Source organism: Rudaea sp. (assembly GCF_036560865.1).
Lineage (GTDB): Bacteria > Pseudomonadota > Gammaproteobacteria > Xanthomonadales > Rhodanobacteraceae > Rudaea.
The window spans coordinates 1-12,401 of record NZ_DATBQK010000116.1; the positions used below are offsets into that span (position 1 = coordinate 1).

13 protein-coding genes are annotated in these 12,401 nt (G+C 64.3%); 9 read left to right on the forward strand and 4 right to left on the reverse strand.

What is annotated here, in order from left to right; all coding sequences use genetic code 11:
* The 3 genes from VIE67_RS11895 to VIE67_RS11905 form a co-directional block, all read right to left on the reverse strand.
* Positions 1–534: RNA polymerase factor sigma-54 (locus VIE67_RS11895; RefSeq protein WP_524539305.1), on the reverse strand; the 534-nt coding region annotated here is incomplete at its 3' end.
* 73 nt (positions 535–607) lie between these two features.
* Positions 608–1,957 (reverse strand): ATP-binding protein, encoded by a 1,350-nt coding sequence (locus tag VIE67_RS11900; RefSeq protein WP_332026479.1) that lies wholly within the window; start codon positions 1,955–1,957, stop codon positions 608–610.
* 2 nt (positions 1,958–1,959) lie between these two features.
* Entirely contained in the window at positions 1,960–2,661 is a 702-nt protein-coding gene (locus VIE67_RS11905; protein ID WP_332026481.1) for a response regulator, read from the reverse strand.
* A 153-nt stretch (positions 2,662–2,814) separates the two neighbouring features.
* On the opposite strand from VIE67_RS11905, the gene VIE67_RS11910 reads away from it, so the two are divergent.
* Positions 2,815–3,234, forward strand: coding sequence for a hypothetical protein (locus tag VIE67_RS11910; RefSeq protein WP_332026483.1), 420 nt, complete (start codon positions 2,815–2,817; stop codon positions 3,232–3,234).
* A 353-nt stretch (positions 3,235–3,587) separates the two neighbouring features.
* On the opposite strand, the gene VIE67_RS11915 is transcribed toward VIE67_RS11910, so the two are convergent.
* Positions 3,588–4,379 carry an undecaprenyl-diphosphate phosphatase gene (locus VIE67_RS11915; protein WP_332026485.1) on the reverse strand — a complete coding sequence of 264 codons (792 nt, stop codon included), beginning with the start codon at positions 4,377–4,379 and terminating at the stop codon, positions 3,588–3,590.
* A 140-nt stretch (positions 4,380–4,519) separates the two neighbouring features.
* Here VIE67_RS11915 and gcvPB point away from each other — a divergent pair, with 140 nt between their 5' ends.
* The 8 genes from gcvPB to VIE67_RS11955 all read left to right on the forward strand — a co-directional run.
* On the forward strand, positions 4,520–6,058 hold the full coding sequence (gene gcvPB, locus VIE67_RS11920) for an aminomethyl-transferring glycine dehydrogenase subunit GcvPB (protein ID WP_332026487.1): 1,539 nt from the start codon (positions 4,520–4,522) through the stop codon (positions 6,056–6,058).
* Positions 6,059–6,085: 27 nt separating this feature from the next.
* Positions 6,086–6,457 carry a diacylglycerol kinase gene (locus VIE67_RS11925; protein WP_332026489.1) on the forward strand — a complete coding sequence of 124 codons (372 nt, stop codon included), beginning with the start codon at positions 6,086–6,088 and terminating at the stop codon, positions 6,455–6,457.
* A 36-nt stretch (positions 6,458–6,493) separates the two neighbouring features.
* Positions 6,494–7,270 (forward strand): TerC family protein, encoded by a 777-nt coding sequence (locus tag VIE67_RS11930; RefSeq protein ID WP_332026491.1) that lies wholly within the window; start codon positions 6,494–6,496, stop codon positions 7,268–7,270.
* 78 nt (positions 7,271–7,348) lie between these two features.
* Positions 7,349–7,981, forward strand: a complete 633-nt coding sequence (locus tag VIE67_RS11935; protein WP_332026493.1) for a LemA family protein — start codon at positions 7,349–7,351, stop codon at positions 7,979–7,981.
* Positions 7,982–7,988: 7 nt separating this feature from the next.
* Entirely contained in the window at positions 7,989–8,906 is a 918-nt protein-coding gene (locus VIE67_RS11940) for a TPM domain-containing protein (RefSeq protein WP_414707361.1), read from the forward strand.
* Position 8,907: 1 nt separating this feature from the next.
* Complete coding sequence (locus VIE67_RS11945) at positions 8,908–9,405, forward strand: TPM domain-containing protein (protein ID WP_332026495.1); 498 nt, start codon at positions 8,908–8,910, stop codon at positions 9,403–9,405.
* Between the two features lie 104 nt (positions 9,406–9,509).
* Positions 9,510–10,817, forward strand: a complete 1,308-nt coding sequence (locus VIE67_RS11950) for a sensor histidine kinase (RefSeq protein ID WP_332026497.1) — start codon at positions 9,510–9,512, stop codon at positions 10,815–10,817.
* An 84-nt stretch (positions 10,818–10,901) separates the two neighbouring features.
* On the forward strand, positions 10,902–12,401 hold a 1,500-nt coding region (locus tag VIE67_RS11955; protein WP_332026499.1), incomplete at its 3' end, for a serine/threonine-protein kinase.

Consider the following 12,401-nt stretch of genomic DNA (forward strand, 5'->3'; position numbering starts at 1 on the left):
GTGCAGATAGCCGTCGTCGTCGATCGCCTCGATGATCGCGGTGCCGATCGCGCGGTCGCGCGCGGACAGCGGCGTCAGGTTGAGCTGCCAGAGCAGATGGTCGCGCAGGTCCTCCTGCTCGGGGTCCTGTGTTTCGCGGTCATCGTCGCCGAAGGGTTTCGGGCTGCCGTAGTCGCTGCCGTCGTCCTCGAAGTCGCCGGCCAGCTCGAAGTCGTCGGTTTCCTTGGTCTCGTCGGCAGCCGAAGACTCCGTGGTTTGCACCGGCTCGGTCGTTTCCGATGGCGCTTCGGCGGTGGCGTCGTATTCGTCAGCTTCGAACGCGTCTTCCTGACTGTCGGTCTCGGTCAGTTCGAGCAGAGGATTGGATTCGAGCACGTTGCGCAGCTCGATCTCGAGCTCGATGCTGGACAGTTGCAACAGCTTGATCGCCTGCTGCAGTTGCGGCGTCAGGGCGAGGGTTTGATGCAGGCGTAGTTGTAACGCGGGCTTCACGGCAGGATGGAAACGATTTTGCAGCGGTGTCGGACGCAGCATAGCGCCAGTTCCGGGTCCCGCGTCAATCGCTGCGTCACACTAGCGGGACAGTGGCCGTGAATCGCGCCAGGAATCACGCCAGCGGCAGCAGAATCTCCACTTCGAGGCCGCCGCCGTCGGCATTGACTGCGCGGATGCGGCCGCCCTGGCGCTCGACCGCGCGCTTGGCGATGGCCAGTCCCAGACCGCTGCCGCCGCTCTTGCGCTGGCGTGCGGAATCGGTACGGAAATACGGTTCGAAGATGCGCGCGCAATCCGCGGCCGACACGCCCGGGCCGGCATCGATCACGCGCAGGCGCGCCTGTTGCTCGACGCGGTCCAGGCGGATGCGGATCGTGGAGTCGGGCGTGGTGTAATTGACCGCGTTGCGCACGACGTTTTCGATCGCGCTCGCCAGCAGGTCGGATTCGGCGCGCACGAGCAGCGGCGCACTCTGCGCGATATGCAGCGAGCAACGTTGCGCCTGCGCCTCGAATGCGGCGTCGGCGGCGATGTCGGCGATCAATTCGTCCAGCGCGACGCTTTCCACCGTCGACGGTGTGGTCATCTCCATGCGCGACAGCTGGATCGCCTGCGCGATCATTTCCTCGAGGCGGTGCGATTCGAGCTCGATGCGCTCGATCTGCACCTTGGCATCGCCATGCGTCTGCGCGCGCGCCAGCTCGAGCGCAACCTGCAGGCGCGCGAGCGGCGAACGCATTTCGTGCGAGACGTCGCGGATCAGGCGGCGCTGACCCTCGACCAGTTCCTTTAGGCGCGCGGCCATCTGATCGAATTCGCTGGCCAGCGCGAGCATTTCCGCGCTGCGTCCGAATGTCAGCGTGCCGATGCGCGCATCCAGATCGCCGCGCGCGACGCGGCGCGCGTTCGCGCGGATGCGCGACAGCGGCGTGGCGATATAGGCGGCCAGCAGCAGGCTGAAAAACGCGCTGATCACGCTGGCGATCGCGACCTGCTTCCAGAACAGGTTCGGGCGCCGGTAGAGCATGCGCAGCAACGGCGGGTATTCGTACTCCGCCACCCCGGTATACTTTTCCCCATTCGGCAAGTTGAGCACGCGGATGCGTGTGCGGCTGGCGTGCAGTCCCTGCGCATCCTCGACTGCATGGTTGATCGAGTCCATCACGCCGTTTGGCACCGGACGCGCGAGCAGGTCGCTGTGGTTGGCATCGAGCAGGTACATGCGGATACCGCGCTGCTCGGCGCCCTGGACCACGCTGCGCAGGCCATCGACGCCGTTGTCGCGCAGCGCGTGTCCGGCGCCGCGCAATTGCTCGTTGAGCACGGATTCGAGTCGGGTGATCCCGAGTCCCGGAATTTTTTCGTTCTCGAACGTGTACGAGGTGCTCCAGGCGATGGCGACGATGAGCACCAGATTCGCAGCCCAGAACAGGGCGAAGATGCGCCAGAACAGCCGCCGCATCGTCAGGCCTCGTGGACGACGCGGAACAGATAACCTCCGCGCTGGATCGTGTGAATCAGCGATTCGCCGTCGATGGCGACACCGAGCTTGCGCCGCAGTTTGGAGATGTGCACATCGATGCTGCGGTCGAACGAGCGCAGCGGGCGGCCGAGCACATCCAGGGCGATGGTCTCCTTGCTCACCACGTGGCCGGCGTCGCGCATGAGCATGGCGAGGATGTTGAACTCCGTGCCGGTCAGCGATACCGGTTCGCCGCGCAGGGCGACGCTGCGCGAGGCGGCGTTCAGGGCGACCGGGCCGACGACGAGATCGGCCAGGCGCGCGCTTTCGCTCTCGCCGCGCGTGCGCCGCAGAATCGCGCGCAGACGCGCGGCGATTTCGCGCGGATTGCAGGGTTTGGGCACGTAGTCGTCGGCGCCGAGTTCGAGACCGAGAATGCGGTCGATGTCCTCACCGAGTGCGGTCAGCATGAGCACCGGCAGTTGCGAATCGCGGCGCAGCTCGCGCAGCACTTCGATGCCCGAGCGCTGCGGCAGCATGACGTCGAGAATCAACGCGTCGTAGTTCTCGCTGGCGGCGCGCTGCAACGCCGTCGCACCGTCATTGGCGATGTCGACGCCGAAGCCGTCGCGCACCAGAAAATCGCTGAGTAGCTGGCAAAGCTCTTCGTCGTCGTCGACCAGCAGAATCTTGGCATCGTTCATGCGCGCGACTATACATCCGCGCATTTGCAGTGTCGCCGGTAGCGTGTGCGACTTTGCATTCGCTTACATTTGGTTACCCGATCGTTCGCGCCGGTTGCGCTTGCGGTTCAGCGTGGCTGCCTATAATTCTGCGAGGTTCTACCGGGATTCGCCATGCGTGCCGCACTCCTTGCCCTGTGTTGTCTGTTCCTCGCGCCGGGCTTGAATCATGCTGCCGGTTTGCCGCCGGATTTCAGCGGCGACTGGGTAACCGGCGATCAAGCCGCCGCCGCGGCGCCGGCGGCGAAATCGTCCGACGACAACTCTGCGTATTCGCACGGTGGTCACGGCGGCGGCATGGGCGGTCACGGCATGGGCGGCGGTCGCGGTGGGCATGGCAACCACGCTTCGAGCCGCGACGATTCCAGCGCGAGCGCAACGGCGAGCACCTCCGTCATGCCGCGCGAACACGCACATGCGCTGATCATTCGTCCGTCCGACGACGTATTCGATATCGAGGCCAACGGCCGGCGCATGGCCTACCGCTACGACGGCAAGCACAACTACGGGCCACAATACGGCGGCACGGTGTGACTGACCCGGGCGGCGCCGGAGCTCGTCATCGAAACTCACCCCGACGGCGGTGGCAGCTTCGAAGAGCACTACCAGCTGTCGCCGGACGGCAAGAAACTCACCCTGCGACTGCGCGTGCAACAGACCGCGGACGGCCCGGTGCAGGAGACCCGCCGCGTGTTTGTGCGGCACGAAGGCGAATAGCTTTCCTTCCCCCATCGGGAGAAGGTGGCGCACCGCGCCGGACGCCCCAAAGGAAGTCCCCTTGGGGGATGAGGGAGAAGCATCGCGAATTGCCGCCACACCGCAATACCGCGAAACCATTCCCTCATCCGCCTTCGGCACCTTCTCCCAGTGGAGAAGGGAAGAAACGGCTACGCGCCCGCGGACATCAGCAGCAACAGCGCAATGCCGAGCACGATGCGGTACAGCGCGAATGGCGTGAAGCGATGGGTGCGAATAAAGCCGAGCAGCCATTTCACCGCGACAAACGCAGTGACCGTGGAGACGACAAAGGCGATCGCCAGCGCGCTCCAGTCCTCGTGTCCGCCGCCGGCCTTCAGCGCCTTGAGCAGTTCATAGCCGCTGGCTGCGAACATGGTCGGGATGCCGACAAGAAACGCGAATTCCGTTGCCGCCGGACGATTGCTGGTGCCGGCCAGCATGGCGACGAAAATCGTCGCTGCCGAACGCGAAGTACCCGGAAAAATCGCCGCGACGATTTGCGCGAGGCCGACCAGAATCGCGACCGGCCAGGTGATGCGCGTACTGTCCGGCAGCTTCGCCGCGAAGTGTTCGGCCACGAGCATCCATATACCGCCGACGACAAATGCCCATGCGATCGGCGTGATTCTCTCGGGCAATTTGAATCCCAGCCGGGTCACAACAAAGCCAAGCACCGCAGTGATCAGGAACGCGACCAGCAATTTCAGCGCGTAATCGCGATTTGCCGGGTTGCGCGAGTCGACCGCGAGCTGCCACAGGCGCTGTCGATAAATCAGGGCGACGGCAAGAATCGCCCCCGCCTGAATCACCACGTTGAATGTGTCGCTGCGTACGCCGAGCCAGTGTTCGGCGACCAGCAGGTGACCGGTCGAGGAAATCGGCAGGAATTCGGTGATGCCTTCGATGATGCCGAGCAGGATGACGCGAATCAGTTCGGACATGGGTTCAGGGCTGAGGGCTGAGGGCCGAGGGCTGAAGTACCAAGGCTGGAATGCCGTGCTCTCCGGCTCTCAGCCCTAGGCCCTCAGCCCTCGCTCGTGGCATCATACGTCACCCTCGTTAATTCTCGCTGCGCGAAGCCATGCTGATTTTCGAATTGTCGCAACCCGGCCGCACCGCGGCGGCGCAAATTCCGGCCGCAGTCGCCACACCCGACGATCTGCCTGAACAATTCCGCCGCAAGACGCCGATCGGCCTACCCGAGGTTTCCGAACTGCAGGCGGTGCGCCACTACACCAATCTGTCGCGCAAGAATTTCTCGATCGACACGCAATTCTATCCGCTCGGTTCGTGCACGATGAAGTACAACCCGCGCGCCTGCAATTCGCTGGCGATGCTCGACGGTTTCCTGGCGCGGCATCCGTATGCGCCCGAATCGCTGTCGCAGGGGTTCCTCGCCTGCATGCACGACCTGCAGGAAATTCTCGCCGACGTGACCGGCATGAAGGGCGGCGTCTCGCTCGCGCCGATGGCCGGCGCGCAGGGCGAGTTTGCCGGCGTGGCCATGATCATGGCCTACCACAAGCATCGCGGCGATCTCCAACGCACCGAAATCATCGTTCCCGACGCGGCGCACGGCACCAATCCGGCGACTGCGACGATGTGCGGTTGCACCGTGCGCGAAATACCGACGCAGGCCGACGGCGATATCGATGTCGAGGCGCTGAAGAAGGTGCTCGGTCCGAAGACCGCCGGCATCATGCTGACCAATCCGTCGACGATCGGCGTGTTCGAACGCCGCATTGTGGAAATTTCCAGATTGGTACACGAGGCCGGCGGGCTGCTTTACTACGATGGCGCCAACCTCAATGCGATCCTTGGCAAGGTGCGCCCGGGCGACATGGGCTTCGACGCGATTCACATGAACCTGCACAAGACCTTCTCGACGCCACACGGCGGCGGCGGACCCGGCGCGGGTGCGGTCGGCGTGTCCGAACGTCTGCGGCCATTTCTGCCGATTCCGATGATAGAAAAAATCGTCCGCGCAGCGGACTCCGATGCCCCCTCTCCCCTCGTGGGAGAGGGCAGGGGAGAGGGGGCGGCACAGAGTAAGGTGTGGTACCGCTGGATCCGCAAGAAAGACCGTCCGCTGTCGATCGGCCGCCTGACCAGCTTCGCCGGCAACGCGGGCGTGCTGCTGCGCGCCTACATCTATGCGCGCCTGCTCGGCCGCGAGGGTATGCCGCGCGTGGCCGAGTACGCCACGTTGAATGCGAATTACCTGGCCAGGCGCCTGGCCGCAAAGGGCTTCGATCTGGCTTACCCGAAGCGCCGCGCGAGCCACGAATTCATCGTCACCGTGGCCAAACAGAAAAAGGAAAACGGCATCACCGCGCTGGATTTTTCCAAGAGTCTGCTCGATCGCGGCATCCACGCGCCGACGAATTACTTTCCGCTACTGATTCCCGAGTGCCTGCTGATCGAGCCGACCGAAACCGAGTCGAAGGAAACCCTGGATGAATTTGTCGAGGTGATGGGCGACCTGATCAAGCTTGCCGCGGCGAATCCGCAGGCGATGAAGGATGCACCGATCACGATGCCGGTACGCCGCCTCGACGACGTGAAGGCGGCGAGGGAACTGGATGTCGCCTGGGGCATGCGCGCAGCAAACGCAGCCTGATTAACCTGGCAGGGGAAGGGGAGACGAATGCCAAGCACCGAGCCACGCGGCCCGAAGCAGATCTACAAGGCGCTGATCTGGTCGCTCAACGGGCTGCGCGCGAGTTGGCGCTTCGAGGCCTCGTTCCGCCTCGAAGTATACTTGTGCGTTATCTTGTTTCCACTCGGCCTCTGGCTCGGCCACGGCGGCGTGGAAAAGGCACTGCTCTGCGGCAGCCTGCTGCTGGTATTGTCGGCCGAGCTGCTCAACTCGGCGGTCGAGGCGGTGGTCGACAAGGCGAGTCCGGAATTTCACGAACTCGCCGGCCGCGCCAAGGACATGGGCTCCGCTGCGGTGTTTCTGCTCATGCTCAATATGATGTTTTGCTGGGGAGTGATACTTTGGCAACACGGCCTTTGATATGGACTGTGCGTTTCTGTAGATGGATGGACGGTTATGCCTCACCCTGAACTGCTGATCGCCCTGCTCACGCTGAGCACGCTCGAGATCGTTCTCGGCGTCGACAATCTGGTGTTCATCTCGATCGCTGTGAGCCGCTTGCCGCCCGAGCAACGTTCGCGCGCGCGCAAGCTCGGGCTCATGTTCGCCTGCCTGACGCGCATCATGCTGCTGGTGACCCTCGCCATGTTCGCGCGCATGGACGATCGTCACATGGCTCTGTTCACCCTCTACGGCAGATTGATCTCGGTGCGCGACCTGATTATCGGCGGCGGCGGACTGTTCCTCGTGGTCAAGGGATTGATGGAAATCTTCGACGCGATCACCAGCGAGGGAATGGAAATCGCGGCAAACGCCACCGCCTCGACTTTCGTCTGGGTGATCGTACAGATCGCGGTCATCGACATCGTGTTCTCGATGGATTCGGTGATCACCGCGGTCGGCATGGTGCGCAATATTCCGGTGATGGTCGCCGCGATCGTGCTTGCCGTGGCGGTGATGCTGTTCGCCTCCGATCCGGTCGGAGAGTTCATCGACCGTAACCCGACGATCCGCATGCTCGCGCTTGCGTTCATCGTGCTGATCGGCGGGATGTTGATCGCCGAGAGCGTCGATGTTCACTTCCCGCGCGCCTACGTCTATTTCGGCATGGGTTTCTCGGCGGTGGTCGAGGCGCTCAATCTGTGGGCCAAGCGCGAGCGCACGCGACGTTTCAAACGCCGCGCGGAAGATCGGCCGAAGACGGATCCGGATTCGACCGGGCCCGAGCAGTAGCCGCGGGCATTCCGGCCGGGACGCCGCGCATGTATCATGCGGATTCGGGTCAACCAATCACGAGGGCAGGGTCGGGCCATGCAAATTCGTCGAATTCCACTTCTGCTGCTGGCGTCTCTCGTTCTCGCCGGCTGCGGCTACAACCCGATCCAGTCGAAGGATGAAGGCGTCAAGGCGGCTTGGTCCGAGGTCGTGAATCAATATCAGCGCCGCGCGGATCTCGTGCCGAATCTGGTCAACACGGTCAAGGGCTATGCCGCACACGAAGAAGAAGTGTTCACCAAGGTGACCGAAGCGCGCGCGTCGGTGGGCAAGATCAACCTGACCACCGACGATCTCACCAACGAAGCGAAGGTGAAGCAGTTCCAGGCCGCGCAGGGCGAATTGTCGAGCGCGTTGTCGCGTCTGATGGTGGTGTCGGAAAACTATCCGCAGTTGAAAGCCGACGCGCTGTTCCAGAACCTGCAGGCGCAACTCGAAGGCACCGAAAACCGCATCGCCGTGGCGCGCAACCGCTATATCGCCGCGATTCAGGATTACAACACCTTCGTGCGCAGCTTCCCGCAGAACCTCACCGCGATGATATTCGGTTACAAGACCAAGGCCAATTTTACGGTGGAGAACGAGAAGGCGATTTCGACCGCGCCGACCGTGGATTTCAACAAGCCCGCCGCACCGGCCGCGCAACCGCCCGCACAGCCCGCGCATTGACCCGCGCTTGAACGCCGTGCGCGTTCCGCGTCGATGGCTGGCCTGCTGTGCCGGCATCGGGTTGGTGTTTGCCGCCGCCACGCTCGGGGCGGCGCAAGGCGATCCGCAGGCAATCCCGCCGCTGCGCGCGCACGTCACCGATCTGACCGGCACGCTCAATGCGCAGCAGCAGCAGGCGCTCGAGTCCGACCTGACTGCGCTCGAACAGCGCAAGGGTTCGCAGGTCGGCGTGCTGATCGTGCCGACCACGCAACCCGAGGATATCGCGCAGTACGGCATCCGCGTCGGCGATGCGTGGAAGCTCGGGCGCAAGGGCACCGACGACGGCGTGATCCTGATCGTCGCCAAGGACGACCATCGCGTGCGCATCGAAGTCGGCCGCGGCCTTGAGGGCGCGATTCCCGATGTCGCCTGCGCGCGCATCATCCGCGAATATGTCACGCCGAAATTCCGCGCGGGCGATTTCAACGGCGGCATCCACGATGCGACCGATGCGCTGACCAAACTGATCGACGGCGAACCGCTGCCACCGCCGCTGACTGATGAGCGCAGTCCGCGCCGCCACGGCGGCGGCGATGTTTTCAATGCTGCGCTTTTCGCCTTCTTCGCGATCCTCTGGGCACGTGGCTTGTTCGGCCGCCTGTCCGCGCCGCCGCGCAGCGGACTCGTCGGCATCGTCGGCGGTGGCGCAGCCTGGCTGCTGTCGGGCGGCGCGATCCCGCTGGCGATCGGCCTCGGCGTACTCGGCTTGATCTTCGGCCTGCTCGGCGGCAGCGGGGGCGGCTTCGCCAATCGCGGCGGCTGGGGCGGATTCGGCGGCGGCCTCGGCGGTGGCGGTTTTGGCGGCGGTGGATTCGGCGGTGGCGGCGGCTTCAGCGGCGGCGGCGGATCGTTCGGTGGCGGCGGCGCGTCGGGGGGCTGGTGAGATGACGATCGCCCGCTTCTTCAAACATGCAGTGTCGAGCCATGTGGCACGCCGGATGTTTCCGCCCGCAGCGCTCGACGCGATCCAGAAGGCGATCGCCGCAGGCGAGGCGCGCCATCAGGGTCAGGTCTGCTTCGCCATCGAAGGCGTGCTGCCGCTCGGCGACGTCCTGCGCAAACGCAGTGCGCGCCAGCGCGCGCACGAGGTGTTCGCGCATCTGCGCGTGTGGGATACGCAACACAATTCCGGCGTGCTGATCTACGTACTCGTCGCCGATCGTGCGATCGAGATCCTCGCCGACCGCGGCATCGCCGCGCGCGTGCCGGAATCGGATTGGGTCTCGATCTGCACACGCCTGCGCGAGCGTTTTCTCGCCGGCGACTTCCTGGCCGGTGCGATCGACGGTGTCACCGCCGTGAGCGATATCCTCGCGCAGCATTTCCCCACCGACGGAACGCATGTCGCCAACGAACTGCCGGATCGGCCGATCTTGCTTTGACCAGCTTCGCGGTTGAAAGCCGCCGGAATGACGAGCAAAATTTACTTTTGCCCGACTTTCCATACTCCATTTCCGCCTCCCGACTTCTGCGTTAGCCTTCATCGATGCGCTTCTTCTCCCTCGAAGGCAAATTGGCCGGGCTGCTCGGCGCGACCTTGATCATCGCCTGTGCGTCGACCGCATTGTTCGCGCTCTGGTTGCCATCGGCGTGGTATGCAGCGGCTGCGACGATCGTGTTGCTCGCCTTGCCGGTGCTGATGCTCGCGCGCGCGACGATGCAACCGCTGCAGAGTCTCTTGCGCGCGCTGTCGGGTGGCGTCGCCAGTTATCGCGACGGCGATTTCAGCACCTCGCTGGCGCAAACGCGGCGCGATGAATTCGGCGAGTTGATCGGCGCGCACAACGAACTGGGCAACGTGCTGCGCGAACAACGGCAGAATCTGCTGCAGCGCGAATTGCTGCTCGACACGATGGTGCAGAATTCGCCGACCGCGCTGCTGCTGATCGACCCGGCGGAATTCGTCGTCTACGCGAATCTCGCCGCGCGCAGCCTGCTCAACGATGGGCGCGCGATGAATGGACTGGCGTTCGCCAGGCTCGCCAACGAGTGCCCCGCACCCCTGAGCGCCGCCTTGATCGCCAACCAGGACGGTCTGTTCAGCGTCGACCTCGACGGCGAAACCGAGACCTTCCATCTCGCGCAGAAAAGTTTTCGCCTGCACGGCCGCAACCATCGCATGTATCTGATCAAGCGGCTCACGCGCGAGCTGTCGCGCCAGGAGGTGCTGACCTGGAAAAAAGTCATCCGCGTGATCAGCCACGAATTGAACAATTCGCTGGCACCGATTTCCTCGCTCGCGCATTCCGGCCGCGAGCTGGCGCGCAAGGGCGAACCGGAGCGGCTGGCGCCGGTGTTCGACACGATCGAGGAGCGCGCGCGCCATCTGCATGCTTTCATCGCCGGCTATGCCGAATTCGCCAGGCTGCCGCAGCCGCGCATCGACGGCGTGGCGTGGGCGGAGTTTCTCGCTGGGCTGGCGCAGCAATATCCGTTTCGTCTGGTCGGCGTCGTGCCCACCCAGCCCGGGCGTTTCGATCGCGTGCAAATCGAACAGGTGCTGATCAATCTGTTGAAGAACGCACATGAGTCAGGCGGTGCGGCCGACGCGGTCGAACTGGCGCTCGCTCCGCGTGCCAACGAGGTGCGCGTGGAAGTGCGCGACCGCGGCAGCGGCATGAACGAAACCGTGCTCGCCAATGCGCTGCTGCCGTTCTATTCGACCAAACGCAGCGGCACCGGCCTGGGGCTGGCGCTGGCGCGTGAAATCATCGAGGCGCACGGCGGCCGCATCGGGCTCGCCAATCGCGAGGGCGGCGGCCTTTCGGTGGTGCTCTACCTGCCCATGCAATGACGTGGGGCGGGGTGGCAATGTTATGATCCAGGCCACATTTCTCCGCTCGGGGGACGGGGGTGTGCGATTTTGGGAAATAGGTTTATGGCGACGGACTCCATCCAGATTCCCGGCTACGAGATACTCCGCCCACTGGGGTCGGGCGGCATGTCCACGGTGCATCTCGCGCTGCAGCGCTCGCTCGACCGCAAAGTCGCGCTCAAGGTTATGCGCCGCTCGTTCGATCCGGGCATCGACTCGAGCCAGATCGAACGCCGTTTCCTGCTCGAAGGGCGGATGATGGCGAAGCTGCCGCACCGCAACATCGTTGCGGTCTACGACATCGTCAGCAACGACAAGATCGCCTACATCGCGATGGAGTATCTCGGTGGCGGCGTGCTCACTGACCGCATGCGCAAGGGCCTGTCGCTGTCGGAGGCGGTGTCGGTGATCGTGCAGATCGCCAATGCGCTCGAATTCGCGCACAGCCATAGCGTCGTGCATCGCGATCTGAAGCCAGCCAACATCATGTTCCGCGATACCGGCACGCCGGTGCTGACCGATTTCGGCATCGCGCGTTATCAGGATGGCTCGGCGATGCGCCTGACCCAGACCGGCATGCTGGTTGGTACGCCGACCTATATGAGCCCCGAGCAGATCAACGGCCAGCAGGTCGATGGCCGCGCCGACCAGTATAGTCTGGGTATACTTTTTCAGGAATTGCTCACCGGTACGCCGCCGTTCCGCGCGGATACGTCGATCGGCGTACTCATGGCGCATCTGTCGCAACCACTGCCGCCGCTACCCGCCGAGTTCCACGCGTTCGAGGACGTGATCGCGCGCATGCTGGCGAAAAACCGCGACGACCGCTATCCGAATCTGCACGAATTCTGCGACGACCTGAAATCGCGCCTGATCCACAGCGATACCCTGCTGATGCGTCTGCAGGTTGATCCGAATCAGCCTTCGTCTGAGCAATTGCGCGCGCTCGGATTTTCCACCAGCGTGCCCGGCACGCCGCCGCGCCCACCGCCGCCTGCGCCCGCGCTGCGCTCCGCACCCGCCGCTGCGGGTGCGCCCGCTGCCGCGCCGGTTGCGCGCAAGCGTTCGCTGTTGGTGGTCGCGATCGGTGTCGTCGTCGCGCTCGCGCTGTTGATCGGCGGAGGATGGATGATCTGGGGCGGACGCAGCACGCTGACCCAGGACGAGCGCGAACTGGTTTCGCTCTGGCTCGACCGCGCGCAGCAACGCATCGAGGCGAATCAGTCGGTGCAGGCGAGCGCCGGCACCGATGGCAGCGCGCTCGACTATCTGCAGAAGGTGCTGCAGAAGGATCCCGGCAACAGCAAGGCCGAGAGAATGCTCGATCGCATCGCATTGCAGGCGGGCGCGCAGGGCGAAGCGGCGATCACGGCCGGTAACCTCGACAACGCACTGACCGTGGTCAACCAGGGCCTGCAAGTACGCCCGCAGAACGGCAAGCTGCTGTCGCTCAAGGTACGCATCGAACAAGCGCAGAAGGCGGCACCGCCGCCAGCGCCAAACGCACAAGCCGCCGCGCCGCCGGCTGCGGCTCCGCCCACCGCAGCACCGACGACAGCGCCG